The sequence below is a fragment of the Leptospira bouyouniensis genome, assembly GCF_004769525.1.
GTDB classification, from domain to species: Bacteria; Spirochaetota; Leptospiria; order Leptospirales; family Leptospiraceae; genus Leptospira_A; species Leptospira_A bouyouniensis.
The window spans coordinates 57509-84140 of sequence record NZ_RQFT01000011.1 but is presented as its reverse complement, the minus strand read 5'-3'; the positions used below and the strand labels follow the sequence as shown (position 1 = coordinate 84140).

At 38.4% G+C, this 26632-nt stretch carries 27 protein-coding genes and 1 tRNA gene; 13 read left to right on the top strand and 15 right to left on the bottom strand.

Going from position 1 to position 26632, the window contains the following annotated elements; translation table 11 throughout:
• Positions 1-8: 8 nt before the first annotated feature.
• The 4 genes from dnaG to EHQ43_RS12040 all read right to left on the bottom strand — a co-directional run bounded on the left by dnaG (position 9) and on the right by EHQ43_RS12040 (position 3439).
• The gene (gene dnaG, locus EHQ43_RS12055) at positions 9-1820 is read right to left on the bottom strand and encodes a DNA primase (protein WP_135771336.1); all 1812 of its coding nucleotides are present in this window, start codon (positions 1818-1820) and stop codon (positions 9-11) included.
• A 12-nt stretch (positions 1821-1832) separates the two neighbouring features.
• Positions 1833-2288: a GatB/YqeY domain-containing protein gene (locus EHQ43_RS12050; RefSeq protein WP_135741866.1), complete on the bottom strand. Its 456-nt coding sequence runs from the start codon at positions 2286-2288 to the stop codon at positions 1833-1835.
• Positions 2289-2307: 19 nt separating this feature from the next.
• Positions 2308-2526 (bottom strand): 30S ribosomal protein S21, encoded by a 219-nt coding sequence (gene rpsU, locus EHQ43_RS12045; protein ID WP_012388550.1) that lies wholly within the window; start codon positions 2524-2526, stop codon positions 2308-2310.
• A gap of 88 nt (positions 2527-2614) precedes the next feature.
• The gene (locus tag EHQ43_RS12040) at positions 2615-3439 is read right to left on the bottom strand and encodes a hypothetical protein (RefSeq protein WP_167481790.1); all 825 of its coding nucleotides are present in this window, start codon (positions 3437-3439) and stop codon (positions 2615-2617) included.
• A gap of 109 nt (positions 3440-3548) precedes the next feature.
• Between EHQ43_RS12040 and fbp the strand changes: the two genes are divergently transcribed.
• The gene (gene fbp / locus EHQ43_RS12035; protein WP_135771536.1) at positions 3549-4580 is read left to right on the top strand and encodes a class 1 fructose-bisphosphatase; all 1032 of its coding nucleotides are present in this window, start codon (positions 3549-3551) and stop codon (positions 4578-4580) included.
• A gap of 102 nt (positions 4581-4682) precedes the next feature.
• Positions 4683-4931 carry a hypothetical protein gene (locus EHQ43_RS12030; RefSeq protein WP_135754059.1) on the top strand — a complete coding sequence of 83 codons (249 nt, stop codon included), beginning with the start codon at positions 4683-4685 and terminating at the stop codon, positions 4929-4931.
• Positions 4932-4991: 60 nt separating this feature from the next.
• Here the strand turns inward: EHQ43_RS12030 and EHQ43_RS12025 are convergent, their stop codons facing one another.
• Entirely contained in the window at positions 4992-6275 is a 1284-nt protein-coding gene (locus EHQ43_RS12025) for a hypothetical protein (RefSeq protein WP_135741864.1), read from the bottom strand.
• Between the two features lie 104 nt (positions 6276-6379).
• Between EHQ43_RS12025 and pdhA the strand changes: the two genes are divergently transcribed.
• From pdhA to EHQ43_RS12010, 3 genes are read left to right on the top strand one after another with little or no spacing between them, the layout of a single operon-like run.
• Entirely contained in the window at positions 6380-7366 is a 987-nt protein-coding gene (pdhA, locus tag EHQ43_RS12020; RefSeq protein ID WP_135771335.1) for a pyruvate dehydrogenase (acetyl-transferring) E1 component subunit alpha, read from the top strand.
• Complete coding sequence (locus tag EHQ43_RS12015; RefSeq protein ID WP_135741862.1) at positions 7367-8341, top strand: pyruvate dehydrogenase complex E1 component subunit beta; 975 nt, start codon at positions 7367-7369, stop codon at positions 8339-8341.
• 10 nt (positions 8342-8351) lie between these two features.
• Complete coding sequence (locus EHQ43_RS12010) at positions 8352-9758, top strand: pyruvate dehydrogenase complex dihydrolipoamide acetyltransferase (protein WP_135771535.1); 1407 nt, start codon at positions 8352-8354, stop codon at positions 9756-9758.
• Positions 9759-9770: 12 nt separating this feature from the next.
• On the opposite strand, the gene EHQ43_RS12005 is transcribed toward EHQ43_RS12010, so the two are convergent.
• Positions 9771-9980, bottom strand: a complete 210-nt coding sequence (locus EHQ43_RS12005; protein ID WP_015675889.1) for a hypothetical protein — start codon at positions 9978-9980, stop codon at positions 9771-9773.
• A 131-nt stretch (positions 9981-10111) separates the two neighbouring features.
• On the opposite strand from EHQ43_RS12005, the gene fliG reads away from it, so the two are divergent.
• Positions 10112-11131: a flagellar motor switch protein FliG gene (fliG, locus tag EHQ43_RS12000; protein WP_135741861.1), complete on the top strand. Its 1020-nt coding sequence runs from the start codon at positions 10112-10114 to the stop codon at positions 11129-11131.
• A gap of 32 nt (positions 11132-11163) precedes the next feature.
• Here fliG and EHQ43_RS11995 read toward each other — a convergent pair.
• A tRNA-Asp gene (locus EHQ43_RS11995) sits at positions 11164-11240 on the bottom strand.
• A gap of 103 nt (positions 11241-11343) precedes the next feature.
• Here EHQ43_RS11995 and EHQ43_RS11990 point away from each other — a divergent pair.
• Positions 11344-12018, top strand: coding sequence for a CDP-alcohol phosphatidyltransferase family protein (locus tag EHQ43_RS11990; RefSeq protein WP_135771334.1), 675 nt, complete (start codon positions 11344-11346; stop codon positions 12016-12018).
• 40 nt (positions 12019-12058) lie between these two features.
• Here the strand turns inward: EHQ43_RS11990 and EHQ43_RS11985 are convergent, their stop codons facing one another.
• On the bottom strand, positions 12059-12703 hold the full coding sequence (locus EHQ43_RS11985; RefSeq protein WP_135741859.1) for a TetR/AcrR family transcriptional regulator: 645 nt from the start codon (positions 12701-12703) through the stop codon (positions 12059-12061).
• 133 nt (positions 12704-12836) lie between these two features.
• Between EHQ43_RS11985 and EHQ43_RS11980 the strand changes: the two genes are divergently transcribed.
• Together EHQ43_RS11980 and EHQ43_RS11975 are read left to right on the top strand one after the other, a co-directional pair.
• Complete coding sequence (locus EHQ43_RS11980; protein ID WP_135771333.1) at positions 12837-14261, top strand: flavin-containing monooxygenase; 1425 nt, start codon at positions 12837-12839, stop codon at positions 14259-14261.
• Positions 14258-15115: an SDR family NAD(P)-dependent oxidoreductase gene (locus EHQ43_RS11975; RefSeq protein WP_135771332.1), complete on the top strand. Its 858-nt coding sequence runs from the start codon at positions 14258-14260 to the stop codon at positions 15113-15115. Before EHQ43_RS11980 ends, EHQ43_RS11975 begins: the two co-directional genes overlap by 4 nt.
• 118 nt (positions 15116-15233) lie before the next feature.
• Here the strand turns inward: EHQ43_RS11975 and EHQ43_RS11970 are convergent, their stop codons facing one another.
• Together EHQ43_RS11970 and EHQ43_RS11965 are read right to left on the bottom strand one after the other, a co-directional pair.
• Entirely contained in the window at positions 15234-15524 is a 291-nt protein-coding gene (locus EHQ43_RS11970) for a hypothetical protein (protein WP_135741856.1), read from the bottom strand.
• 220 nt (positions 15525-15744) lie between these two features.
• Positions 15745-17592: a SpoIIE family protein phosphatase gene (locus EHQ43_RS11965; protein ID WP_135771331.1), complete on the bottom strand. Its 1848-nt coding sequence runs from the start codon at positions 17590-17592 to the stop codon at positions 15745-15747.
• A 157-nt stretch (positions 17593-17749) separates the two neighbouring features.
• On the opposite strand from EHQ43_RS11965, the gene EHQ43_RS11960 reads away from it, so the two are divergent.
• Positions 17750-18406 carry a class II aldolase/adducin family protein gene (locus EHQ43_RS11960; protein WP_135771330.1) on the top strand — a complete coding sequence of 219 codons (657 nt, stop codon included), beginning with the start codon at positions 17750-17752 and terminating at the stop codon, positions 18404-18406.
• Between the two features lie 34 nt (positions 18407-18440).
• Positions 18441-19178 carry a class II aldolase/adducin head domain-containing protein gene (locus EHQ43_RS11955; RefSeq protein WP_135754052.1) on the top strand — a complete coding sequence of 246 codons (738 nt, stop codon included), beginning with the start codon at positions 18441-18443 and terminating at the stop codon, positions 19176-19178.
• Between the two features lie 54 nt (positions 19179-19232).
• On the opposite strand, the gene EHQ43_RS11950 is transcribed toward EHQ43_RS11955, so the two are convergent.
• Genes EHQ43_RS11950 through EHQ43_RS19745 form a run of 4 tightly spaced genes read right to left on the bottom strand, consistent with a single transcriptional unit; the run spans position 19233 to position 23669 of the window.
• The gene (locus EHQ43_RS11950; RefSeq protein ID WP_135771329.1) at positions 19233-20237 is read right to left on the bottom strand and encodes a response regulator; all 1005 of its coding nucleotides are present in this window, start codon (positions 20235-20237) and stop codon (positions 19233-19235) included.
• Complete coding sequence (locus tag EHQ43_RS19755) at positions 20215-21612, bottom strand: response regulator (RefSeq protein ID WP_244242786.1); 1398 nt, start codon at positions 21610-21612, stop codon at positions 20215-20217. The genes EHQ43_RS11950 and EHQ43_RS19755 overlap by 23 nt, the downstream gene beginning before the upstream one ends.
• Entirely contained in the window at positions 21519-22310 is a 792-nt protein-coding gene (locus tag EHQ43_RS19750) for a sensor histidine kinase (RefSeq protein ID WP_244242821.1), read from the bottom strand. The genes EHQ43_RS19755 and EHQ43_RS19750 overlap by 94 nt, the downstream gene beginning before the upstream one ends.
• A 60-nt stretch (positions 22311-22370) precedes the next feature.
• Positions 22371-23669, bottom strand: a complete 1299-nt coding sequence (locus EHQ43_RS19745) for an MHYT domain-containing protein (RefSeq protein ID WP_244242785.1) — start codon at positions 23667-23669, stop codon at positions 22371-22373.
• A gap of 469 nt (positions 23670-24138) precedes the next feature.
• Here EHQ43_RS19745 and EHQ43_RS11940 point away from each other — a divergent pair, with 469 nt between their 5' ends.
• Positions 24139-24891 (top strand): SDR family NAD(P)-dependent oxidoreductase, encoded by a 753-nt coding sequence (locus EHQ43_RS11940; RefSeq protein ID WP_135771328.1) that lies wholly within the window; start codon positions 24139-24141, stop codon positions 24889-24891.
• A gap of 239 nt (positions 24892-25130) precedes the next feature.
• Here EHQ43_RS11940 and EHQ43_RS11935 read toward each other — a convergent pair whose 3' ends face one another.
• Positions 25131-25565, bottom strand: coding sequence for a winged helix-turn-helix transcriptional regulator (locus EHQ43_RS11935; RefSeq protein ID WP_135742470.1), 435 nt, complete (start codon positions 25563-25565; stop codon positions 25131-25133).
• A 114-nt stretch (positions 25566-25679) separates the two neighbouring features.
• Here EHQ43_RS11935 and EHQ43_RS11930 point away from each other — a divergent pair, with 114 nt between their 5' ends.
• Positions 25680-26483, top strand: a complete 804-nt coding sequence (locus EHQ43_RS11930) for an SDR family NAD(P)-dependent oxidoreductase (RefSeq protein WP_135771327.1) — start codon at positions 25680-25682, stop codon at positions 26481-26483.
• The last annotated feature ends 149 nt before the right edge of the window (positions 26484-26632 follow it).

The following is a 26632-nucleotide window of genomic DNA, read 5'->3' as shown; positions in this document are numbered from 1 at the left end:
TATCCTCTTTAGACTTCTAACGTTTGGATCGTTCGGAGATACACGGATCTCTTATTTTTTTCACTCTTCAGAAGTGAAAGTTCTGACAACAGATTGTTTTTTTCTTCAATCGTTAAGTCAGGTTTGGCCATTTCTTTGACAAGTTCTTCCATCCGTGCGTCATCCAACAAATCCGCATGGTAAAGAAACATCGCTTTAAATGTCGCTGGGGTCACTGATACATCGGCCGAAAAATGTTCAGCAATCATTCCCAGGTATTCCGAAGGAATTTCTTCCCTCGAAAGAATTTCTGCAGCTGTTAGGTTCTCATTCTGCAAATACTTCGTATATAAATAGTCCCAAAAAAAAGCAGACACCTCATCACGAAACTCAAGTGAAAGTAAGTCATCAGCAAAACTAAATAGTTCTAAGTTTTGGATGAGCATCGCGATCATCTTCCGCTCACAGATAAGAACTGGAGACAGTTTCCCCGGTTTCTCTGGTGTGCGGTCTTTCTTAGTATCGACAACGGAAGGGGTCGAACTTACACCAGGTTTCCCACGAAAGTCCTGAAAAAGAGAAGAAAACGAAAGTCCGAGTTGGCGCGCACCCTCTTCTAAATAGACCTGTTTGTCCGTTTCTTTCTCCATTGGTTTTAAGAATTCAAAGAGTTTTTTCACACCTGCTTGTTTTTCTTCAGCAAGTGACGTGGGACCTGTTCCCCCAAGGATCTCTCGGATCATAAATTGGGAAGCAGGTAACGCCCCTTCGAGTAAATCTCGGATCTCTTGTTTGTTGTGATGGAGAGAATAATCAAACGGGTCTTTCCCTTCTGGGATATGGCAAACCTTAACTACCACTCCCTCTTTCGAGAGAAGGTTTACAGCACGAAACGCACCTTTTGTGCCTGCCTTATCGGAATCCATCATAAGATACACTTTGTCCGCCATGTTTTTTAAAATCCGCACATGGCCTTCTGTAAATCCAGTACCAAGTGGTGCTACCACAAACTCGATCCCTTTACGGAAGAGCCCTATCGCATCAAATACACCTTCGACGATCACTGCTTCCCTTGTTTTTCGTATGCTATCTTGGCTTAAGTTTAAATTATAAAATGTGCGACTTTTATCATAAATGAGCGAGTTGGGACTATTGATGTATTTAGCTTCTTCTGATTCACCAAGAATACGACCAGAAAAGGCAACAACTCGTCCTCTTGTATCGATGACTGGAAACATGATCCTACTACGAAAAAAATCATAAGGGTCTTTGTTTTGATCCTGTCGTTTGAGTAAGCCTAATTGTTCACCTAACTTAACTTCAGCTTCTGTTTTAAAGAGTTCCGCTCGTAAATTTCCAAAACCTGGTAATCCAAAACCGATCTTAAACACTTTGAGGTCTTCTGCATACAAACCACGAGACTCTAAATACTTTAACGCAAGTTCACCGGCAGCTGTATTTAGATTTTTTTGGAAGTATTCAAGGGCCTTTTGCGATATTTGGTAAAGTGCTTCTTTTTTTCGTTCCGACTCTTCTTCTTCTTTGGTTCGTTCAACGAGTGGAATTCCAGAATATTCAGAGAGGATTTCTAGAGATTTTAAAAAATCCACCTTTTGGTAATCCATCACAAAACGGAATAAATCTCCAGATGCTTTACATCCAAAACAGTGGTAAAAACCACCTTCAGCGTTTACATTAAAAGATGGGGTTTTTTCATTATGGAAGGGACAAATACCTACAAGGTTTCTACCCATGCGGCGTAAGGGAACAAATCGGTTGATATAGGAGTCAATGGAGACTTCTCTGCGAACTCTTTCTTTAAAACTTTGGTAAGGATTCACAGTGTGTTATATTTAACGGGCGCTAAGTGCTTGTTTAACGAGGGAGGATACCTTGGAGCCGTCTATATTTTGTCCTTTAAATTTTGCCATTACTTTACCCATCACCTTTCCCATATCCTGAGGACCACCTGCATTGAGCTCGACGATGGCTTCTTCAGTTGCCTTTCCTATTTCTTCTTCGGAAACTTCTTTTGGAATATAACGGGAGATGATTTCTGCTTCTTCAATTTCCTTACTCGACAGATCGGGACGGTTCGCTTTGTCGTATTCCAAAGCGGTGTCCTTACGTCGTTTGTAATTGGTTTTGAGGATCTGCATAACAGCAGTATCCGATAACTCAGAAGCACCGGTTTTGGTTAACTCATATTGAATTTCTGCTTTGATGAGACGTAAGGTGCCGAGGACTATTTCATCCTTGGCTTTTAACGCCGTTTTTAGATCTGTATTGATCGTCTCTTGCAGGGTCATAGGAAAACCGGCTTAAAGATTAAAGTTTATCTTTTTTAGCGAATAATCTTTTCTTTTTGTCACGTTTGCGTTTTGCAGCTTCTACAGCTTTTTTCTTGATCACGCTTGGTTTTTCAAAGTATTCACGGCGTTTGATTTCGCTCATGATACCAGCATTTGCACAATCTCTTTTGAATCTACGAAGCGCTGCCTCAATAGATTCCCCTTCTTTTAAATAAATCCCTACTTGTGGGGTCATAGACAAACAACTGTCCTTTTGTAAAAATGGTCTAGTTTTGACGGTATCGTGAACTGCCCTATTTTGTCAATTCAGCGTAAAAATGGTTTTAGAAATTTTCAAGAAAAATGGACGAAAACTTGGCATCATCTGCCAAAATTTCAGCATCAATGGGAAAAATCTTCAATTTATAGTCCAAGATCAAGTGTTTTGAAGGGAAATAGAGGGATCCAAATCGATGGTTTGCTCCATCTAAGGTTTCACCTGGGCAGAATAAAAAATAGGACCTTGGGTTCAATTGGAAATTGAACTCGTTTACCTTCGTCTCTTTGTGGAGGGTTGCCGTCACTTCCCTTAAAATTTCTTGGCTTTTGATGACTCCCATCGGTTTGAAAAATGGGCTTAGGTCTTGCAAGTGGAAAAATGCAATCACACCAGACTTCGTTTCTCCCATAAACGCTTTTCCCATTCGTTTTCGAATGGGTTCTGTAATGGTTTCAAAATCGAGTAGGTTCTTTTCCCGAAGAGAAATCCCTGTGGCACAAAACGTAAGCACTTGGTTGGAAAGGTCCTCCCAGTTTCGGGGGACAAGGTTCAGTCCTTTTTCTAATAACACTAAAACAAAAACAGGGACTTCACCTTCCGGTAACCTGACAACGGATAGTTCTAGTTCCCTCCCATTTTCTTGGAACGAATGGATGACCGCCGGGGTTAGGTATGGCATTGTGCGAATCCAATGCGAAAGCGAAGCGGTTACCAACTTACGGATGGATTCTTCTTCGTTTGTCCTACCAAACTCATATACCAATTCCTTCCCCAAATAAACCCAACCTAAGTGGGCACCAACACTGGCAAAGCTGAGTCCCAACCGACGGGAATGGTAATCTGTCATTTGCATGGAAGGAGAAGGACTGAGGTGCATTGGTTCTGTCATGAAGTCTCTAAACAATAGTATCGGTTTTTCAACCTGGTTTCAAAAGGAGAAAGGATTTGCTCCTTACCCACAACCACAAAAATGGAGTAAAAACTACCTCGGGGAATCTGTGAACGCAACACCGAAACAAAAAAAACTCATCTCTCTATCGCAATTCATTCTAGAAGAGCAACTCAAAATCCCACATGCTTCGGGAGAATTTACAGCACTCCTTAGCCATTTGGTATATGCCGCAAAAATTGTTGGCCGTGAAGTGAGAAAAGCGGGACTGCTCGATGATATCCTAGGCGCCACAGAGGACACCAATGTCCAAGGCGAAACCCAGATGAAATTGGACCAATATGCAGACAATGCCTTCAACCAATCCTTAAAGATCTGCGGTCACCTCTGCGTTCTCGCCAGTGAAGAACACGAGGACATTATCCCGATCCCTGGTGGTTATAATATTGGAAAGTATACAATGGCGATTGACCCTCTTGACGGTTCCTCCAATATCGATACGAATGTCTCCATTGGAACTATTTTCTCCATCCACCAAAGATTAGAACCAAATTCAAAAGAACCAGGCACCGAAAAAGACCTTCTCCAACAAGGGCATTTGCAACGCTGTGCCGGTTACATCATTTACGGGTCATCGACAATGCTTGTTTTATCGACGGGAAAGGGAGTTTCAGGTTTTACCTTGGATCCAAGCGTGGGTGAATTTTTACTCTCCCACCCCAATATGAAAATGCCAGAATCAGGGGACATTTATTCTGCCAACGAAGGGAATGCTTCGTATTGGTCTCCCGAGGTGCAAGCCTACCTACAAAAAATCAAATCCATTGAAGGCGGAAAAAAACCAAAAACAGCCCGTTACATTGGATCTCTTGTGGCAGACTTTCATAGAAACCTCTTAAAAGGTGGGATCTTTCTCTATCCAAACGATACAAAATCTAGCAAATACCCAAATGGAAAACTCAGATTATTGTATGAAGCAGCTCCGATGGCTTACATTGCAGAACAGGCAGGAGGAATGGCTGTGACCGTAAAAGGGGAACGTATCCTTGATTTAACTCCCAAAGACCTCCATGAAAGAACAACGCTCATCATTGGAAGCAAAAAGGAAGTAGAAGAATTCCTTACATTTGTTCTCAAGTAACCGTTCAAGATTTTTCAGTTTCCATACAGAAATTTCTTTCAATGGAAACTGACTTCGTGTAGTTTTGGCTGAATTAAAAGATTTTTTAGGAGAAAACTTTCGATGAACAAAAAACTACTCGTTTTAATTCTCGGTGTTACTATGGCTTCCGGACTTGCTTTCTGCAAAAAAGAAGAACCAGTTGTGGAAGAAAAAATGGAAACTGTTGAAGATGCAGCGAAAAAAGTAACAACAGAAGTAGAGAAAAAAGTAGACGCAGCAGTTAAAACTGCAGAAGCAGAAGCTAAAAAAGCAGCGACTGGCGCGATCAAAGACGCTACAAAAGACATTAAGAAACCTGCTGGTTTCTAATTCTTTTTCATCGTTTGATAACAAAAAAACCAACCGAATCTCGGTTGGTTTTTTTTTGCCTTACGAATCGGTGTATTTGATTTTTGCGTGTAGTTCTTCTTCCAAAGCACATTTAGGATAGGTTCCTACCGCAAGTGCAGTGCCAATATAACCAAAGGGATCTTGTGCGGCAATGATCCGTAAGTCCCATCCATTCACAATCCAAGGGCATTGGTAATTTCGATCCCTGCAAACAATTTGCGAAGATTTTGGTTTTGGGTAGGCCCAGGCAGAAGTTTGGAATTTGCATTTGTTTTCAATTTCTGCAATGATTCTAATCCGTTTGATGGCATGATCAAATTCTTTGAAACGATCGATCATAGGATCAGCCAAATCTTTTCGGAAGAGTCCCTTCTCTGCATTATAAGTAAACATCACAAGCAGTTTTTCAGAGACATGTTCTTTGTCTGTTGTAACCTTTAAATTTTCCATGATGTATCGTGCAATCTTCAGAGCATCTAACGTTACTTCGGCGGTATTATCTGCAAATTCACCTGCCTCTTCTTCATCATCGCTTGCATCGTCATCCATTCCACTTCCAGAAAGTAGATCTTGATTCAATTGGTGTTTTCTTAAATCTTCGACATTGACATTCACTGGGTTCACACCAGGAATTTCAAAATTAGAATTGCCATGATTATTAATCGCACTGATCACTTCTTCTGGAAGGTTGAGTTTTCTTGCAATTTCAATACTTAGGCTAACGGCTGTGGTTAGTGAGGATCCAAAAAAACTTTGTCTGTACAATCCTTCTTTCGAAACGGCAATATCCGCACAAAGTCCTGCTAAAAAACTATACCGATTTACCATTTTAAAACCATATTGTTTTTGGATCACGGAACCCAGACTTAATAGTCCAAAGTCAGCTAAATAGTTAAAAAATTCTTTGTGGGAAAGTAAAATTCGGAAAAAAGACAAAGCTAAAGATTTGGAATAAAATGAATTTTGAATGATCCCTTTGAGACTTGCCATTCGTTCCGCATTTTGTTCGTAAAGGTGGAAGATAAATTCATTGGAACGATCATCAATGCGACTTAGGATTGCTTTTGATAATACTTGTCGCAACATCTTCATCAAATCTTTCGACATTGCAAGTTTAAAGGATGGAATGTAATTCCCTTCCAACCCTTCTAATTTTTTTAGAACATTTTCTTTGATTGCTACTTTTTCTTTGATGAGGATGTTTCCATTTTTATCCACAACAGGTTCACTTAGGGAAACAGAACCTAACAGATCATAATCTACCGCAAAATTTTTAAATTCATTGAATTCTAGGAATTCGATACCAGCACTCGTAATTTTCATAAAGGTCCTAGGGAAACTGTCTTTTATCTTCATTTAAGAGCAAGATTTTTGCTTTCTTTCTTTGTCTAAATAGTGTAGTTTTTTAGTCGTTTCGGAGGTTCTATTTGGTTTCTTCAATCCCCAAAGACTCACAATCTGTGAGCGAATTACAAGAGTTCTACAGGCAAATGGTACTAATACGAAAGTTTGAAGAAGCTGCAGCAAAAGCTTATAGTGTCGGGAAAATCGGTGGGTTCCTCCATTTATACATTGGCCAAGAAGCTGTCGGAGTTGGATCGATTGCAGCTCTTACCCCTCATGACTATATTGTTTCCACATACCGTGACCATGGCCATGCACTCGCTCGAGGTCTCCACCCTAACCCTCTTATGGCAGAACTCTTTGGAAAAGCCACAGGGATTTCCAAAGGGAATGGAGGTTCCATGCATTTTTTTGATAAAAATGCACACTTTATGGGAGGACATGGGATCGTAGGTGGTCACATCTCTCTTGCAGCAGGCATTGCCTTTGCATCCAAATACAAAAAAGAAGACTCGGTCACCATATGTTTTTTTGGTGAAGGCGCTGCCAATATTGGATCCTTCCATGAGGGACTAAACCTAGCAGCGATTTGGAAACTTCCTGTTGTTTTTATTTGTGAGAACAATCATTATGCGATGGGAACTCCTGAATATCGTGCCCTTGCTGTAAAGGATGTTTCGATTAGAGCACATGCATACGATATGGCAAGAGATCATATTGAAGGGGATGAAGTGCGCAAAGTGAGAGACCACGTTAAGGTGGCAGTGGAAAGAGCACGCAGAGGGGAAGGCCCAACCCTGATCGAAGTATCCACTTATCGTTTCCGTGGACATTCAATGTCTGATCCAGCCAAATACAGAACCAAAGAAGAATTGGAAGCTTACAAAAAAAAGGACCCTCTCATGCGTGCAAGACATGAACTAGAGTTAGGTGGAATCAAACCCGAAGAATTAGATAAACTGGAAATAGAGATCCAAACACAAATTGATGAAGCTTACCAATTTGCAGAAACTTCACCTGAACCTCCACTCTCTCAACTCCACAAGTACGTATATGCGGAGGATAAATAAATGGCTATTTTAACATACCGAGAAGCATTAAACAGGGCCATGGTGGAAGAAATGGAAAAAGACCCACTCATCTACCTCATGGGCGAAGAAGTAGGACATTACCAAGGTGCCTATAAAGTTTCCCAAGGAATGCTCGATAAATTCGGTGAAGAAAGAGTGATTGATACACCGATTTCAGAGAATGGTTTTGCAGGGATTGGTGTTGGATCGGCAATGGTGGGGCTTAGGCCTATCATCGAATTTATGACATGGAATTTTTCTCTTGTTGCCATCGACCAAATCATCAACTCCGCAGCAAAAATGAATTATATGAGTGGCGGCCAATTCCCTATGCCCATTGTCTTTCGTGGCGCCGGTGGTGCGGGTGGGAGGCTTGCGGCACAACACTCCCAAGCATTTGAATCCTGGTATGCCCATTGCCCAGGACTCAAAGTAGTTTGTCCCGCGACTCCAAAAGATGCTTATGGACTTTTAAAATCTTCGATCCGAGACAATAACCCTACCATTTTCATTGAATCCGAAGTACTTTATGGTTCAAAGGGGGAAGTCCCTGAACAGGAATATACCATTCCTCTTGGCCTTGGTGAAATCAAACGAAAAGGAACAGACATTACTCTAGTGACCTGGTCAAGAGCCTTAAGTTTTGCGGAAGAAGCAGCTATCATTTTAGAAAAAGAAGGGATTTCTGTGGAAATTGTGGATCTACGCAGTTTACGCCCGTTAGATGAAAATCTAATCTATGAATCAGTCAAAAAAACAAACCGTGCGGTGGTTGTAGAAGAAGGATGGCCTGTTGCAGGTTTTGGGGCACAGATCTCTCACCTCATCCAAAAGAATGTTTTTTCCTACCTTGATCATCCCGTGGAACGAGTCACACAAATGGATGTTCCCATGTCTTACGCTGCAAACTTAGAACGAATGAGTTTGCCGAGTGCCAACCGAGTGGCTGATACCATCCGAGAGATGTTACGTTAAGGAGGCTATGATGGCAAAAATACAAGAAATGACTCAACTTTCCCCGACGATGGAAGAAGGAACCATTGTGAAATGGTTGAAACAAGAAGGTGATTCGATCAGTCCCGGTGACATCCTCGCAGAAGTCGAAACCGACAAAGCTGTGATGGAAATGGAAGCTTATGATTCAGGAGTGATACTAAAAATCATCCAAGGAGAAGGCACCAAACTAAAAGTAGGTGAAGCTTTGGCAGTGATCGGAAAACCAGGCGAAGATATATCTGCTCTACTCGCAAACCTTCCGAAACCAAAACCTTCGGGAGGAGCTGAGCAAACATCTGCCAAGTCTTTTCCCTCCCCATCTGCCTCCATTGATCCAGGAGATTCAAAAAAAGGTGTGGTTTCGGGGGTTGGTGAAACAAAAACCAGTTCCACCGAAACCAAAATTTCCCCTTCATCTCAAAATTTGGTCCCTGCTTCAAATTCGCCAAACCAAGGGCAAACGGCACCTTCACTTCCCACCGCAGAAAGGACAAATGGAACATCATCACAACAAAGAGGCACACTCCGTGTACTTGCTTCCCCACTCGCTAAGTCCATCGCCATCGAACATGGAATTGATTTACATCTGGTGATCGGAACAGGTCCCGAAGGTAGGATCACTAAAAAAGATGTCCTTGATTCCTTAAATAAAGGTACTGGGGGCATGCGAGTTGGATCGGAAGTCCCCGTTGCCGATGAAATTGTCAATTTGAATGGAATGCGTAAAACCATTGCCAAACGACTTACAGAATCCAAACAAAACCTCCCCCATTTTTATTTGAATGTGGATGTGAATGCAAAGGCATTGGAATCCTTCCGCAAAGAAATCAACGAATTTCAGATTTCACAAAATCCAAATTCACCTATAAAAGTGAGTTTGAATGACATCATTGTCAAAGCCACTGCTGCCACTCTAAAACTCCACCCCAAGGTAAATGCGAGTTTCCAAGGAGACTCCATCTTACAATTCGGAAGAGTGGATGTAGGAATTGCGGTTTCCATTGATGGAGGCCTTCTAACGCCCGTCATCCGAGATGCGAATCGAAAGTCTATCCTTCAAATTTCTTCGGAAGTGAAGGAACTCGCAAAAAAAGCAAGAGATCGGAAACTAAAACCAGAAGAGTTTACAAATGGGACCTTTACGATTTCGAATTTGGGAATGTATGGGATCAGTCGGTTCACTGCGATCATCAACGAACCAGAAAGTGCCATCCTTGCGGTGGGATCTGTGGAAGATAAACCGGTTGTGGAAAATGGAGTGGTTATTCCGGGTCGTATCCTCTCTCTCACACTCTCCTGCGATCACAGGGTGATCGATGGAGCTGTGGGAGCAGAGTTTTTAAAGACCTTAAGGAGTTTTTTGGAAAAACCAAATCTCCTCCTTGCGGTGGGTTAATCGAATCTTCGATTAAGCTGCAAAAAAATCAGCACTTTGGATGTCGGCAATGGGGATTCGAACCACACCCGTTGCCAAATTTCCGATGACCACATCGTCCATCATTTGGCGGTTTTTATCGAGTTCGATGCTCTTTCCATCTTTGAGGTGTAAAACGATGTCGATACCTCGGTAGTGGATGTAACGTTCGAGTGTGTTTTTGAATTTGTGAGCTTTGTCCATCTGGTGTTTCTTTCCTTTCTCTTTGTAACTTACAAAGGGTATCGTACGAACTTAATGAGACCTTTAGAAAATTTTGTCTCATTACTGAAGTTTTTTTTGACATCCATAGGAAACTAAGAGAATTATGTCACATGAAGCCTGAGAACCCTACATCCGCCACACCAGGCGTACGAAAAGCTGCCCTCCTCCTCCTCTCCCTTGGCAAAGAAAGAGCCGCCGATGTTCTCAGACACCTAGATGATGCCATGCTTGAAGCAGTCATTTTGGAGATGTCGAAAATTCGTTCGGTATCAAAAGAAGAAAAGGAAACCATTTTAAAAGAATTCCATCATACCATTGAAGGTTTATCAGAATCCACTTCAGGAGGTTTGTCCACGGCGAAGTCACTCCTTGAACACACGGTTGGTTCCGAAAAAGCCAATGTGATCTTAAAAAAAATCCACAAAGAAGAAACAAAAAACGATTTTGAATTCTTAAACCAAGTAGAACCAAGTGTGTTACAAAACATGTTAGGAACAGAGTCCCCACAAATCATAGCTGTGACTCTTTCCCACTTGGATCCCAAAAAAGCTGCTGACGTACTTAAACTTTTTCCCAAACCAGAACAGGCAAAAATCGCCGTCAGGTTGGCAACCACCTCTAAAACTCACCCCGATGTGATCCAAAACATTGCCCGAATCTTAAAAAAACGATACGAAGAGAGAGACAAACAAGAATACTCAGAAGCGGGAGGCGCCCATGTCCTCGCGAACATTCTGAACTTTATGGAAAAAGGTGCTGAAGAAACCATTCTATCCGAATTGGAAGAATCATCACCCGATGTCGCTGACCAAGTAAGAGAAAAATTATATACCTTCGAGGACATCCTTTCTCTTGATAACAAAGAGATGCGAATCCTCATCAATCGATTGGCAGATGACCCCACTATCTCTCTTGCCATTCGTGGTGCAGGAGATGAAATTCGAAAAAAATTCTTAAACAATATGAGCCAAAACCGTGCAGAAGACATTTTGGATCTTTTGGATATGAAACCTAGAGTCACCTTACGAGAGATAAACGAAGCAAGAAGTAAAATTGTTCAGGTTGCAAGAATATTAGAAGAGGAAAATCAAATCCTTTTCAAAAAGGAAAAAGAAGAATACATCGAATGATGTAAAAAGTAATCTGTGGGGGAAATTCCCGATGGCGGAGTTGACGGGGCTCGAACCCGCGACATCCTGCGTGACAGGCAGGCACTCTAACCAACTGAGCTACAACTCCATCGGAATAAAAACCAAGCTATAGATTCGACTCCAAACGTCAACATTGTTTTCATTTGTTTTCTTGCCTTCGGTTAGAATTTTTAGAATCTGGTATTGGTTCTATGCAAATCGAAGAAAAAAAAGCCAAAGACCTTTTCCAGGATCGTATCTTTACACTATCCAATTTTTTATCTGTTTTCCGTGTATTGTTATTACCATTTTTTTTCTTTAGCACATACGATTATGCAAAAAATCCAGCTAACTTAAATGCTCTATTCGCTTCTATCGTATATGCTTTGGTTGCTGTATTCACAGATTATTTGGATGGACTTTTCGCAAGACTCTTACACCAAGAAACAACACTTGGACGTTACCTCGATCCAGTCTGTGATAAACTTGTGACACTCGGTGGACTCTTTGTTGTGACACTCCATTTTGATTTTCCTCGTTGGATCCTGATTGTATATTTTATTAGAGAGATCCTTGGAGTTTGGCTTGGTGGATTTTTATACTTAAAACGTGGCTTACAAGGAAGGCCCAATTGGTGGGGGAAATTTGGAGTGGGAATTGTAGCTGTATCTGTAATTTGGTACATGTCGCTGCCTTATTTTTTACGATTCGGTGCTCCTTACCCCTTTTTATTACACCCTGTGATCTCGGCGTATGTTTTACTTTTTGTGCTTACGGCAGGAGTCATTGCGTATGTGGTTCGGTATTGGAATATTGTCTTACACCCTGAAGCAATCGAATTAGATCCCGAAAACAAAAAACAGGCAAAGAAATACCAAAAAATTTAACGCTGATCCTTTGAATTTTAGAGAAGCTGATATTCCTACTTTAAGATCGTTTTTTAAGTTTGTTTTTTTTCTTGGCTAGCGTATCGAATTCTCTCAGCTTTAATTTCAAAATATCAAGTGTTTCTTTCAAAACAGCTTTTCCATGCTCACTATCAATCTCACGAACAAACCTTACAATCATACCCAATGTATGACTGTAATACAAAGCAAAAGGACGAAGTTCTGATTCTTTGAGATTTGGAAGGCAACGAATCATTGTTCTGATCATGAGTTCAGCATTTCTATAAGTATCACGATTATCTTCTGAAACCAAATCTGGAATGGCTCTTGCTCCCGCCCATAAATTTGCAAGCGCCGGGTCTTTTTGGAATATAGAAACAAACTGCTTGAATGCTTTTTCAGAAGCAATTTCAAGTTCTTCAAACGTTCGAACTGGATCCAAAATACGTTTGGTTTCCTCATAGATGAAATCATAGTATTCGGTCATGATTGTAAGTAATAAGTTATTTTTTCCTGGAAAATATTGATATAAAGAACCGATTTGAATTCCTGCCGTTTGAGCAATTTCTCGCATACTCACTGCATCAATACCTTTTTCACCAATGAGTTCTCTCGCTGTTTTTAAAATCTGATTCACTCTTTCTCGGCTTCTAGTTTGGACAGGGATTTTAAGAGATAAACTCATAGGAAAAGTAGAATTTCTAACTCCAATTTTACCATCTTTTTTTCCAGGACACTTTAAATAAATATTGACTTAAATCAATATATGATCAATGCTCACGTTTATATGATCATTGATCATATATTGGATGGAAATTATGGAACAGAACAGAAAAGAGGGAATTGGGAAAAAAGGGATTATTGATAAGTCTGATACATTTTGTATCATTGGAGCAGGTCCCGCTGGATTAACGATGGCAAGGTCATTTCGTGATAAAAACATTCCTTTTGTAGTATTCGAAAAACACAACGAAGTTGGTGGGATTTGGGATATCAACAATCCTGGTTCTCCTATGTATGAAAGTGCACACTTTATCTCATCCAAGTATCTTTCAAATTATTTTGATTACCCGATGCCAAATGAGTATCCCGATTATCCCTCCAACCGCCAAATTTTGAACTACCATAGGAATTTTGCAAAAGAGTATCATTTATATCCTTATATTCGCTTTAACACTTTTATAAATAAAATTACTCAATCCGGTGAGAAGTGGTTAGTGGAAACAAATGCCAAGGAAATGTATTTGTTCCAAGGGATTGTATGTGCGACAGGGATAACCTGGTCACCTAACCAACCTAGATTGAAAGGTGAAGATACATTTTTGGGTCAAATTTTACATAGTGTTCATTACAAATCTCCGAACCTATTCAAAGGGAAACGATTACTTGTTGTGGGAGCCGGAAATTCCGGATGTGATATTACTTGTGATGCTGCTACAAATGCGGAGCAGGCTTACATCAGTGTAAGACGAGGATATCACTTTATCCCCAAACATATACTGGGTAAACCAGCTGATGTTTTTGGCGATGGCGCCCACTGGATTCCAAATTGGATTTCACAATTAGTATTTGGGAAATTATTAAAGTTTTTGGTTGGTGACTTAAGTAAACTTGGACTTCCAAAACCTGACCATAAAATTTTCGAAACACATCCTATTATCAATGATCAGTTGATTCATTATTTAAGGCATGGAGATGTGATAGCAAAATCTGATATCGATTATTTAGATAAAGATTCTGTTGTATTTAAAGATGGCACAAAGGAAAAAATTGATCTGATTATCTTGGCAACAGGTTACAACTGGTCTATCCCATATATGGATGAAAAATACTTTGAATGGAAAAGTGGAAGGCCTGACTTATACCTAACTTTATTCAATCGTAACTTCGAAAATTTATATGCTTTGGGATATATGGAAACTGATGGGGGTGCTTATAAGATGTTTGATGAAATGGCAAATCTAATCGCATCTTTTATAAACGCTAAAAAAAATCATCATCCTTCTGCACTGCAATTTGAAAAATTAATCCAAAAAGATCAACCTAAACTGAATGGTAATATTCAGTATTTGAACTCGGGACGACATTCTGTATACGTCAACCAGGTCGCTTATAGAAAATACAGATCAAAAGTTCAAAAAAAGATGGGTTGGCCAGAACTAAAAACGGGACAATTCAATCGTTTGAAAACCTATGATCCTATCTCTTTGGACAATGGTTCGATTTTAGGCGTATCCAAATGACTGACACGAATCATGTAGGAAATCATAAACTTGCATTCATCTCCGGTGGTGGTGGTGCCATCGCTTGCGAGATTGCCATCCAATTAGACAAAGCTGGATACCATCTTTTACTTTCCGATATCAATTTGGAAAAAATGACATCCATTGTTTCTAAATTAAAGAGAAAACCTGAGTTATTTGTTTGTGACCAAACAAATCCAAATGAAATCCAATCTTTAATTGAAACAATCAAAGAGAAGTATCCGAATATTGATGTTCTCATCAATAATGCCGGTTACACAAAAGAAGGACCATTTATCACTCAAACCGATACTGATATACAAAGGCAACTATGGATCAACTTGATAAGCCCTATTAAATTGATTCATGGTATTTTACCTTTGATGCTAAAACGTGGGAAAGGATCAATTGTTTCGATTGTCTCCGTTGGAGGGATCATTGCACTCGCTGACTCTTCCATTTACTCCGCTGGTAAATTCGGATTGCGAGGATTTTTAACAGCATTGTATGAAGAAGTAAAACATACAAATATCAAAGTCTCAGGGATTTATCCTTCGGCAGTGGATACTCCGATGCTCCTCCATGAAGCTTTGAATGGGGGGACTGCACTCAACTGGATTAATAAAGTCCAATCTCCCAAAAAAGTGGCAGATGCTGTTCTACTAGGGATCAAAAGAGGTACGTTAGAGATTTATGTACCTTACTCGGACGGATTAGTCTCTCGGTTGGTCGCCGTTTTTCCATGGCTGATAGGAACCCTCTCCCCCATTCTGAAATGGATTGGAGAACGTAGTAAACGAAAGTGGTTAGCAGAAAAAGGGATTCAAATTCCAACAAAAACGAATCTTGAATGAAATTGTTGCGATTCGCATTACAAAGTTAAAAAATCCAATTTGATACGATTTAAGGGATAATAGGATGGAACTAGATACATTTTAATATCAAGTTTGAATCTATTATCCCTTAGGGGATTTAACGTCTTTTTTTCTTAGCTGCTTTTTTTTTGCCGGCTTTTTTCTTAGCCGTTTTCTTTTTCGCAGGTCTTTTTTTAGAAACTACTTTCTTTGTTTTTTTCTTTGCAGCTTTTTTCTTTTTCGCCGCTTTTTTCTTCTTAGGAGCCGCTTTTTTAGCTCTTTTTTTCTTTGCTGCTTTCTTTTTAGCTGCTTTCTTCTTCTTAGGAGCTGCTTTTTTAGCAACAACTGTTACTTCAGGAGCAGGTTCTTCTATTACTACTGGCACTTCTATTGTTTCGTTTTCTTCCATACATGTAACCTTATGAAGATAGTATCAATCTTCCATCTATGAAGACGATAACAAAGGTAGCATTCGTAAAAGTAAATTCATTTTTATCTTCTTAACGAGTTCAAAGCTAATTTCTTTTCAATTAAAACATAATTCGATGAGTTCTAATCCAATATAAAACTTATCTGATCAAATTTTATCCTATATGTTCGGTCTGAGACAAAAATGGTCATGAAACAAACTAAGAATACAATCTTTGTAATGCGTTTTCGTATTCATCCACACGTTCGAGTTGTTTTGATTTTTTGTAGAGTTTGATGAGAATTTTTAAAACTGGGATGACTTCGGGCTTACGACTGTAGATTCTCTCGGCCATTTCGATGGCTTCTGCAATTTTTCCAGCTTTTGTGTATTGAATGACCCCGTTCCAAATCATTTGGAGTCCAGAAGGATGCAAAATCGAAAAAGTTTCACATGCCTGCCCTGCTTGCGCATACCGACCCAACTTCCTATAAACTTGGTATAAAAGTTTCCAAAGGAGTGGATTCTCATTCTCTGTGATGATTTCCTTTTCCAAATATTCTAAGGCCTCTAAATCTCTGTTTTCCTTGAGAATTTTGATGATTCCTTCGAATTTTTGTGAATTCATTTTGGAGCGATTTTCAGGAATTTGTACAAATTGGATGCTAAGAAAGGATAAATCATCTGTGAGTTCACCTATGGTTTGTAATCGTTTGCCTAAATCTTCTATCTCTGCTTTCGTTTCCTCCACTTGTTTTAAAATTGATGTGTGGTCAAAATTAATTACGCGGTTTTTCGTTTCATCGAAACCGATTTCTAAATCATCACGACCATCACTTCCTAATATGATGGTATCCCCTGGACGAATCCAACAAGTTTCGATCCTTGCTCTATCTTTTTGCATTCCCAGTTTAAAATTCGTAACTTGCTCCGAAAGGAACTGTGCTTTCCCATCGCGGTAACGAATGGGATATGGGTGTTCTGCATTGATATAATACATATATCCTGTTTTTTCATCTACTAATCCCAAAACTAAGGACATCGACATCGAACCGTCAAAACCTTCGAAGACATTGTTCAGATCATCTAAAGCAGAGTGTAACCATCGTTCAGGGAAATAATGAGAGAGAATTCCATCTCGATGTGTCCTTTCGATGAGTGCACGAAATGCGGTACCAAACACAAGGACTCCTCCTGCCCCTTGCATGGATTTCCCCATTGCATCTCCATTGGCAAACACACAATAACTCCGTCCTCGTAAGACAATTTGATCTGTGACACAAATATCTCCTCCCAGTTCATATTCTCTATTTTTAAATTGGAATGATTTCTTTTGTTTGATATAGGATGAAAACTTGATGGTTTTCGAACGGTTACGGATCCCTGAAAGTGGTCGAGTCAACAGTGAAGTTAGGTAATAATCTCCATCCTGTTGGTATTTCAAACGACTCACTTCTGTGATGGCATCTTCATAGGATCGATTGAGAGTGCGTAACATAAGACCAAGAAGTAACAAAATGGAAACGGCTGTGATGAGGAAATCTTCACTCCGAGCCTTTACAGAAGAATAATCCGAAAACCAACTCGGATTCGATTCTTGGACCATGTTAATGGCAAAGAGAAGGACGACAAAAAAAACAATTGCAAAGGAATCCCATTTTTTCCCAAGTATTAACATATTTAAAACAAGGATTGGAGCAAGTAACATCACATTTGCACTGACAATCCCACCACTGTATTTGATTTGTAAACAAGCGGTGAGTGAACTGATGACAAATGTTGGCAAAATCAAAATTTCAAAGTAACGTTTCACTCGTGATAAATAATAAAAAAGTATGGTAAAGGCAAAGGCAGCCCAAAGGGCAAGTAGTCCTCCGACTTCAAACCCTTCTCGAAAAAATTCTGATCCAAGACCAACTGCCATCGCAATGAGCCCAGCAAATAACGTTCCATTTAAAATACGATGCCGCATCACAAATTGATCTGTTGGCCCAAGGAGGTTTACAACCCAATGAGCAAAGATTCGTTTGGTTCTAAATATAATTGAATGGAAATTCGCTTGTTTCATAAGGTAAAACCTGATGTAACTTATTAGTTTACCAACTTCTGTCGATTGATTTTATGATTTGAAGTTCGTTTTTTAAATCAGCCACGATCAGAGGGGGTTATATTTTTTAGTCGACACTTGTCGACTATTTGGTAACCTAGGTTTTTAGGATAAATGTATGAATCTCCAAAAGCAAAAAATCAAATCCATTCAAAAGGAAATGATTTCCGCCTGCATTCGGTTAGCTGACATCGGGTTTTTAGCAGGAATCGGTGGAAATTTGGCGGTACGCGTGGATGATACTCTGATGGTTGTAACCCCCTCTGCCAGTGACTATTACACGATGAAACCAGAAGACCTTTGTGTTTTGAACATTCATACGCTGGCAATGGTTGAAGGAACAAAACAACCAACAACCGAAAGTGGTATCCATGCGAGTTTTTTCAAACATCGCCCTGATATTAATGTTAGCTTACACACACACCAACCACTAGCCAGTGCTATCACTTTACTCGGAAAAGATTTACCACTTAAAAGTAAAGAAGCAATAGAAAAAATAGGTTCCAAGCTCATCATGGTTTCCTATGCTCCATCCGGCACATCTTTTCTGGTAAATGCATTTCAAAAAAAAATCACAAACAATCAAAACGGATACCTTTTGAAGAATCATGGAATTGTTTGCGGCGCAAAAGAATTAAAAAATGCCATCCGTTGTGTTAGTCTCATTGAAGAAGAAGCGACTTCATTTTTAAAAGAATCGATTCAAAAAAATACTTCAAAAGAAAAATTTCCCAAACCTTTGGGAGATTTAATTAACTCTGCGTTATCTACCTAACGTAAGTATAGAAAAAAGAAATAAGGTCCATATCATGATTCAAATATCTAACAAACTAAAGGTAAAACCTAAAACAAAAAACCAAACTCCTGATGAAATGGAATTACATGATCTTTGGAATCGATTGGAATCCAAGGGATTGTTTCAAAACCAATCGGCAAGTTTATCATTTCTTATACCAGGAACAGGAACATTCTTATTAATGGTGAAAGGGGAAGGAAAAAAAAATAAACCTATATTACAATCCTACTCGATTAAAAATCCAAATACAATGTTAGATGAGAATCATCAACTCGAGACATTACCATCCATCATACGTTTCCATGCGGATCTTTATTCGTTTCGACCTGATGTGGGTGCCATTGTTCGATTTATTCCCCCTTGGAGTTCTAAACTTAACTTTTTAGACCACCCTCTCCCACTTGTATTTGATGAACAGTGTAGGCAATTAGGTGCCAGCGTGAACCAATTACCTCTGGATGCAAATGGCAACCTAAAACAAAGTTCTATACTTTTGTCTGGTGCGAATGGTTTCCTTGTTTCTGAAGAAGTGGTAATTACAAGCGTAACGCGAGAGAAAGCTATTTATAATTGTGAGTTGATCGAAAAATGTGCGAAAGCATATTTATTGGCAATTTCGACAGGAGGTAATGTACGTCAGATCCCTTGGTTTGTGAGGTTCATTGCCAAAAGTCGGTTGTTAAAGGATGAGAAAAAGGCAATTGAATTTTACAAGCGAGGAGAAAGACCAACTGGTTTCAAAGCTTACTAACACAACTTTCAAAATTAGTTATGTTAGTCTTTAGTGATTCTAATATATGGATCTTTAATTATTTTTTTCGATTTCTTCAGGCCATTCCGCCTTGATTTCTAAAATCTTTGGAATGACTTTAAAAAATTCTTTTACCAATTTTGGATCAAAATGGGTACCAGATTCTTTTTGTAAATATCCAAGTGCCTCCTCTACTTCCCAAGCTTTTTTGTAAGGTCTTACGGTTGTTAATGCATCAAAAACATCTGCGATAGCAATGATTCTTCCTTCAATGGGAATGTTCTCTCCTTTTAATTGATACGGATACCCTGTCCCATCAAATTTTTCGTGGTGAGTGAGTGCAATGGACTTTGCCAATCTTAATAAACTGGAATGATGGTCACCGATGATTTCTGCCCCAATTTCTGGATGGCGTTTCATAATTTGCCATTCTTCTTCAGTGAGTTTGCCTGGCTTTTGGATAATCGAATCAGGGATTCCGATTTTGCCAACATCATGCATCGGAGCAGCATTTAAAATTTCATCAGCACTCTCTTCACTATAACCGATTGCAAGGGCAAGGGTTTTTGAATAATGACTCATCCGAATCACATGCATTCCCGTTTCATTGTCTTTATATTCTGATGCCATCCCCAACCGTTGAATAATTTGTAGTCTTGTGATTTTAACTTCCTCACTATCGACAAGTGACAAATGAGTTTTGACCCTAGCTTTGACAATGGCAGGACTAACTGGTTTCGTGATATAATCAACTGCACCTAACAGAAATCCCTTTTCTTCATCCCCTATATCTGTTAATGCCGTGACAAAAATTACCGGGATAAATTTGGTTTTTTGATTTGCTTTCAATTCTTTGATGAGATCGTAACCAGTTTTTTCTGGCATCATCACATCTAATAGAATCAAATCGGGAACTTCACTGTAGGCAAGCTCCCATCCTTTATTTGCATCTTTTGCAAAACTAAGAGAATAATCATTTTTTAAAATTTCATTTAGAATTTGTAAGTTTGTTGGTTCATCATCGATGATTAAAATTTTAGCTTTTGTGTTTTGAATCATCCGTATGATACTCCAATTTTTGATTTAATTTCATTAAAAGTTGAATGGATGTTTCAAAATCAAATGATTCGATACATTTAGAAATTGAAACCAAATCCAATCTGAAATACGTGTTTGAAAGGATTTGTTCCAATTCATTCCAAACAATTTGGTTCAAATTTCCTTTTTGAAAAGAATGTATTAGAGTTTGTATGATTTTTGAGGATTTTGTACGCTCTACTTGGTCTAAAATTGTTCTTTCATTCGAATCGTATTTTTCCTTATCTTGACGTTTCAATCCATCCGTTGGATTCAATTGATTTGTATGATTAGCATTTCGGATTCCCAACTCCGCCATAGTGTCAAAGATAACTTTGAATTCGTCCTGCAACTGTATGAACATTTTTTCTGGATTGAATTCTGCACTGCTCGTGTTTTCCCATTTCTTTAATAGATCAAAAACAGATATTAATCCTAGATTTGAGGTTACACCTTTCCATTTATGAAAATAACCACTTGGATCTTGAAATGAGAGAAATGATTGAGATATGTTTGAAAAATCTTCGGTATGTTCTTTTAAAAAATCATGGATCACATTAAGATACTTTGACAAAGATCCATAGATTTTAATCCCCCTCTCCCAATCCAATAGATTGGGAAATCGAAATTTTAAATCTGAGATTTCCAAATTTGTTTTTTCATTGAATCCAATTTCCGTAGCAACTCGTGAATCATTGTTATTTGTTTTGGGATGGATCCAAAGTGAGATTTCATGATTTAATTCATCAATATCAATTGGTTTGGAAACAAAACCATCCATTCCTGCCATTTTTGCCCTTTGTTTATCTTCATCAAAAACACTCGCCGATAAAGCAATCACTGGTACTTTTTTGAGTTTGTTTTTGTTTTCATAAGAACGAATTTGTTTTGTTGCTTCGAGTCCATCCATTTCAGGCATCTGGATATCCATTAGAACTAAATCAAAAGAATTTGATTGGAATAATTGAAAAGCTTCGAGACCGTTCCGTGCAATTTCCACGAAATGACCGTTTGATTCCATGAGTAATTGGATGAGTTCCACATTCTGTTTTATATCATCAACTATGAGTACATTGAGCTTGGGAAGAGGGACAAGTTCTTTTTCCTGAACCAACGTTGTTAAATTTCCTATTGGTAATGGGAGACTAAAATAGAAATCGCTTCCTTCTCCCAATTTACTTTCTACCCAAATTTTCCCACCCATAAGTTCAACCAACTGTTTTGAAATTGTTGTTCCGAGGCCTGTTCCACCAAATTTTCGACTCATAGAAACATCTGCTTGTGTAAATGGCTCAAATATTTTAGAAATACGATCTTCAGCAATTCCAATGCCAGTATCATGGATATGGAATAGCACCTGACCATCATTATGTGATATAAATAATTGTATTTTTCCCTCTCTAGTAAATTTAATTGAATCCCAATTAAATTATTTAGAATCTGGCGGATGCGTAAACTGTCTCCTTTATAATAATCTGCCAAATCATTTGAAAAATGAGTCGTAAATTCCAAACCCTTCCTTTTCGATTCCATGGAAAATGTAGAAAATATTTGATCAATTAATGAAAGGAGAGAAAAATCTACTATCTCTAATTCAACCGCTCCTCGATCTAGTTTTGCAGAATTTAAAACATCATTTAACAAACGTAACAGTGATTTTGCAGAATTACGAATGGTTTCTAAATGTTTTTTGTTTTGGTTTGGATATGGATCTGCAAGCAACACTTCTGCAAATCCAATGATTGCATTCATAGGTGTCCTAATTTCATGACTCATATTTGCTAAGAAAGTCGATTTGGTTTTCGATGCCATTTCTGCTTTCTCTTTCGATTCAATCAAAGCTTCTTCAATCATTCGCCTGTCAGTGTTATCTAAAATCACACCATCTAAAAATTTCACTTCCTTGTTTTCATCATAAACAGGTCCACCATATTCCAAAACCCAACGAACTTCGCCAGATTTGTGTACAATACGGTAATTTAAAACAAATGTATCTGAAGTATCAATTGCATTCTGAATGATGTTAGAAACATGTTCTTTGTCATCAGGATGGATAATATCGGAAAAATTTCGGATTCGATTTTGTTCTAAAAATTCACTGGCAGGATAACCAGATCAAAACTCAATGGCATCACTTAAAAAAATAGAAGACCAATATTCATCTACCAAACACCTGTAGACAACTCCAGGAATATTTTGTATAAATGATTTTAATTGTTCTTCATTATCTTTTAATGCATGTTCGATTAAAATCCGTTCAGAAATATCACTGATAAGACCAACAAAAATATCATCCTGAGGGAGTTTAGTGTGTCCAATTGCTAACCGAATTGGGAACGTAGTACCATCTTTACGGATGGCTATCGTTTCCCTTCCAATTCCAATGATTTTTGCCTCTCCAGTGTCCAAATAATTTGATAAGTAACCATCATGTTCTTCTCTAAAAGGACTGGGCATTAGAATTTTTACATTTTTACCGATAATTTCTTTTGCACTCCATCCAAACATTCGTTCTGCGGTAAAATTAAATTCTTGAATGATACCTTTTGTATCAATCATAACAATGGCATCGGCGGCTGTTTCAATAATGGCTCGTAACCTTGATTCACTTTTAACCAAATTATGAAACAAATCTTTATAACTAATAAAGGCTATCGTAACTACCGCAGAACCAATCACAAATAAACTTCCAAATCCCACAAGAAAGGCAAGGAATACTTGGTCATTTGTTGTATTTTCAATTTCTGTACCAATTGGAACAACAAATCGTGCAGCCGCCATACCAGTATAATGCATACCTGAAATGGCAGTCCCCATTACAATCCCACTAATGAACGTAAGATAAATACTTCGAATATTTAACTTTGAATTTTTTAATCGAAATTGGATTATTATGGACAAGATGGAAAGTGTGATGGCGACAAATAAAGATACCAAAAACAAAATTGGATCATACATCAGTTTTGGTTTCATTGTCATGGCAGACATTCCCATATAATGCATGAAACCAATTCCTGCTCCAACGAGGATTCCAACCGATATCAATTCTAATCTAGTGATTTGTTTTTTACTTAGTGTTTGGAGTGCAAAGAATGAAGCAATAAAACTGGGAAGGATTGAGAGTGTTGTTATGGCCTTATCGTAAGTGACAGTTGTACATAACTCAAAGGATATCATACCGATAAAATGCATCGACCAGACAGCACCCCCAAGGGATAAACTTGCTGTAAATAAAATCGCAAAACGTGAGAATCGATTTCCAACTTCTGAAAATCGGTGTAATAAATACAAAGAAATCCAAGAGGCAAGGATAGAAATAAATATGGATAAAAAAACAAACCATCCATTATATGTCCCTTCCACAAAGTAAACACCAGTAGGTTTGGTAATAAAAAAATTCTGTAAAAAATCCATAAACAGACTGGGACAATGATTGTAGTTCAATCAAAAATCATAACCCATTGTTTGACGATAGTAAGATGTGGAAAGGAAGTATTTGGAATGATTCAAAAATGATTCGGATTCTTTTTTCGTACTTTTCCTGATAAAATAATAAAGTTATGGTCTTTGAAAGAAAAGGTCGTGGAAATCGCTATGTTTTCTTTTTGAGAATCCTTCATCAATTATAAGCTCATTCATCATTTCTAATATAGTCAAAACTTAAGATCCCATAGTACATAAGTAGACCAGTTGTTCTCATTGTAATACGATTTTATTCAAAACCATACGTTTTAGATTTAATCACTATTGATTATGAATATTTTTTTCGCCTTACTTTTATAGCATTAAAATCAAAATCCTAAGGATACCGGTTGGTCTACCTGCCAGCTAACATTCATTTTTATCTTCTTGCCATCAATAAAAACAAATTAAACCTCAACGTATGGAACAAAGTTTGAATGGAAAAAATGCAATTGTCACAGGTGCTGCACTTGGAATCGGAAAAGAAACCTCTCTTTTACTTGCGAAAAAAGGGGCACATGTCGTAGTTTCAGACATTAAAGAGAAGGAAGGATTTGCAGTTGTGAATGAAATCCTTTCAAATGGAGGGTCAGCAGAATTCGTATCTTGCGATGTGAGTCAGGAAGAGGATATCATCCGTTTAACAAACCATTTACCAAACCAAAACAAAAGATTAGATATCATGGTAAATAATGCTGGAATTGCTAACAAACCAACATTTATGCATAAAGTGACAACTGAAGTTTGGAACAAGTTGATCCTTATGGATTTAACAAGCGTATTCTGGTGCCAAAAATATGCCACAAAGCACATGCTAGATGATAGAATTGGTGGTTCCATCATCAATGTTGCTTCCATTGCAGGTCTTGGTGCTTCCCCATCCCTTGGTCCCTATTGTGTGGCAAAAGCGGGAGTGATTGAACTTTCAACTACAGGTGCTTTAGAAGTTGCTAAGTATGGTGTTAGGATCAATGCAGTTTGTCCCGGTTGGACAGAGACTGCCATACTCGATGTTGCGGGCGAACGTGGAAAATCGGCGATGGAAAAAAACATTCCGATGGGTAGGCTTGGTAAACCAATGGAAGTAGCAAATCTCATTGCATTTTTAGCATCAGATGAATCAAGTTTTATTACAGGTTCAGTATATCGAATTGATGGTGGAACAAGGAGTTAGATGGGTCTTATCAAAACAATTCATATGTGAAAGGGATGGGAGGGCTTGGTCTGACGAACGTCAGACGGGAGCGAACGCGCACCCCGGACAAGCCCGGTCCCCGAAAGTGGAAAGAATCGAAGTTAGTTTAAAAAGAATTTAATATAAATTTAAAACTAAACCTTTCGGGGATTCACACCAAAAAAAATCCAATAGCAAGATTAAAATTTGATGATTCCATTTAGAAAGAAATTATTTCGTCATTCCTTTTCTTTACTAGAATCCAGATCTTTTTTTAGGTCTTTCATCAGAGTGCGAACAGCCGTTTCTTTGTCTTTTTTTACCGCTTTCAATCTTTCTTTAAGGTCTTTTGGAATATCAAAATACTTTTCAGCCCAAAGGTGAATTTCCACTAAGATAGGAAGTAAATCGATACCCTTATATGTTAACTGATACAGTACTTTTGCTTTGCTTTCTGGATGGTTTAATTTTTCAATCAGCTCATTTTCCTCGAGCAACTGAAGTCTGGATGCCAGAATATTCGTCGCTATGCCTTCTCCTGATTTCAAAAAGTCACCATAAGTGCATTTTTTATGATTTATAAGGTCTCTGATAATCAGAAGGGACCACTTATCCCCCCAGATATCAAGGGAACAACTTATCGGACATTCGGATCTTTTTTGATTTAATGGCATATTTTTCAAAATTTCCACTTGCAAATTAAAAGTGACTTTCATTCACTATACTTGTAAATTGCAAGTGAATAATACAAAATTCGCAATTTACAGGATACAAGGCAAGGATAAAATATGAAACAGACAATTCTCGTTACAGGTGCTTCTTCCGGAATCGGGCTACTGATTGCTAACAAACTTCACAAGGCTGGCCACACCGTGATCGGTACAAGCCGGATTCCCAAAAACCATTCCTCAAAGCTCCCTTTTAAAATCATTGAATTAGACATTACCTCGGATAGTTCCATCGAATCCTTTGGAAAACGATTATTTAACGAAATTCCAAAACTTGATGTTTTAATCAATAATGCAGGATATTTAGTTGCAGGTCTTGCGGAAGAAACTTCGATCGAACTAGGTAAACAACAATTTGAAACTAATTTTTGGGGAACCATCAAAATCACCAATCAGTTGTTACCTTACTTCAGGAAACAAAAATCTGGAAAAATCATTACGGTAGGATCTTTTTTGGGACTCATTGGACTACCAAACGTCGCCTACTATGCTGCTTCCAAACATGCACTTGAAGGTTACTTTAAGGTTTTGCGATTCGAATTAAGAGACTTTAACATTCAAGTAAGTATGGTTGAACCAATGAGTTTCCAAACAAATATAGGAAATAACGCAGTTCGTTCTGATTTGCAAATTGAAGATTATGATGTATTACGTAAACAAACAGCTGCTTTCTCTAAAAATGCCTTCAGTAATTCGCCAACCCCTGAGCCTGTTGTGAAAACTGTTGTTAGTATCATTGATGAGAAGGATCCAAAGTTTAATTATCCTGTGGGTCCAAGTGCGTCCTTCATACTTACTATGCAACATTATGCATATAAATTATTCGAAGGTTCTATCTTAAAAAAATTGCGTAATGCTAAATAATATTAGTTCGCAAATAGGTAGTTTATATGTAAGCATATACGATCAATCACTTTAGTAACAAAGACAATTTGATTCTAGCGGATGTACCTGAACCAATCTTAAAAGAAAATGATGTATTGGTTCAGGTTCATTCAGCCGGAATCAACTTA

Excerpts from the sequence above, each read along its gene's own strand:
- EHQ43_RS12015 (WP_135741862.1), top strand. The coding sequence starts at position 7,367 with ATGGCTATTTTAACATACCGAGAAGCATTAAACAGGGCCATGGTGGAA.
- EHQ43_RS11980 (WP_135771333.1), top strand. The coding sequence starts at position 12,837 with ATGGAACAGAACAGAAAAGAGGGAATTGGGAAAAAAGGGATTATTGAT.
- EHQ43_RS12050 (WP_135741866.1), bottom strand. The coding sequence starts at position 2,288 with ATGACCCTGCAAGAGACGATCAATACAGATCTAAAAACGGCGTTAAAA.
- EHQ43_RS12010 (WP_135771535.1), top strand. The coding sequence starts at position 8,352 with ATGGCAAAAATACAAGAAATGACTCAACTTTCCCCGACGATGGAAGAA.
- EHQ43_RS11950 (WP_135771329.1), bottom strand. The coding sequence starts at position 20,237 with ATGATTCAAAACACAAAAGCTAAAATTTTAATCATCGATGATGAACCA.
- EHQ43_RS12025 (WP_135741864.1), bottom strand. The coding sequence starts at position 6,275 with ATGAAAATTACGAGTGCTGGTATCGAATTCCTAGAATTCAATGAATTT.
- EHQ43_RS11960 (WP_135771330.1), top strand. The coding sequence starts at position 17,750 with ATGAATCTCCAAAAGCAAAAAATCAAATCCATTCAAAAGGAAATGATT.
- EHQ43_RS11955 (WP_135754052.1), top strand. The coding sequence starts at position 18,441 with ATGATTCAAATATCTAACAAACTAAAGGTAAAACCTAAAACAAAAAAC.
- EHQ43_RS11990 (WP_135771334.1), top strand. The coding sequence starts at position 11,344 with ATGCAAATCGAAGAAAAAAAAGCCAAAGACCTTTTCCAGGATCGTATC.
- EHQ43_RS12005 (WP_015675889.1), bottom strand. The coding sequence starts at position 9,980 with ATGGACAAAGCTCACAAATTCAAAAACACACTCGAACGTTACATCCAC.
- EHQ43_RS11985 (WP_135741859.1), bottom strand. The coding sequence starts at position 12,703 with ATGAGTTTATCTCTTAAAATCCCTGTCCAAACTAGAAGCCGAGAAAGA.
- EHQ43_RS11940 (WP_135771328.1), top strand. The coding sequence starts at position 24,139 with ATGGAACAAAGTTTGAATGGAAAAAATGCAATTGTCACAGGTGCTGCA.
- EHQ43_RS11975 (WP_135771332.1), top strand. The coding sequence starts at position 14,258 with ATGACTGACACGAATCATGTAGGAAATCATAAACTTGCATTCATCTCC.
- fliG (WP_135741861.1), top strand. The coding sequence starts at position 10,112 with ATGAAGCCTGAGAACCCTACATCCGCCACACCAGGCGTACGAAAAGCT.
- EHQ43_RS12030 (WP_135754059.1), top strand. The coding sequence starts at position 4,683 with ATGAACAAAAAACTACTCGTTTTAATTCTCGGTGTTACTATGGCTTCC.
- rpsU (WP_012388550.1), bottom strand. The coding sequence starts at position 2,526 with ATGACCCCACAAGTAGGGATTTATTTAAAAGAAGGGGAATCTATTGAG.
- EHQ43_RS11970 (WP_135741856.1), bottom strand. The coding sequence starts at position 15,524 with ATGGAAGAAAACGAAACAATAGAAGTGCCAGTAGTAATAGAAGAACCT.
- EHQ43_RS11965 (WP_135771331.1), bottom strand. The coding sequence starts at position 17,592 with ATGAAACAAGCGAATTTCCATTCAATTATATTTAGAACCAAACGAATC.
- EHQ43_RS11935 (WP_135742470.1), bottom strand. The coding sequence starts at position 25,565 with ATGCCATTAAATCAAAAAAGATCCGAATGTCCGATAAGTTGTTCCCTT.
- EHQ43_RS19745 (WP_244242785.1), bottom strand. The coding sequence starts at position 23,669 with ATGGATTTTTTACAGAATTTTTTTATTACCAAACCTACTGGTGTTTAC.
- EHQ43_RS11930 (WP_135771327.1), top strand. The coding sequence starts at position 25,680 with ATGAAACAGACAATTCTCGTTACAGGTGCTTCTTCCGGAATCGGGCTA.
- EHQ43_RS12040 (WP_167481790.1), bottom strand. The coding sequence starts at position 3,439 with ATGACAGAACCAATGCACCTCAGTCCTTCTCCTTCCATGCAAATGACA.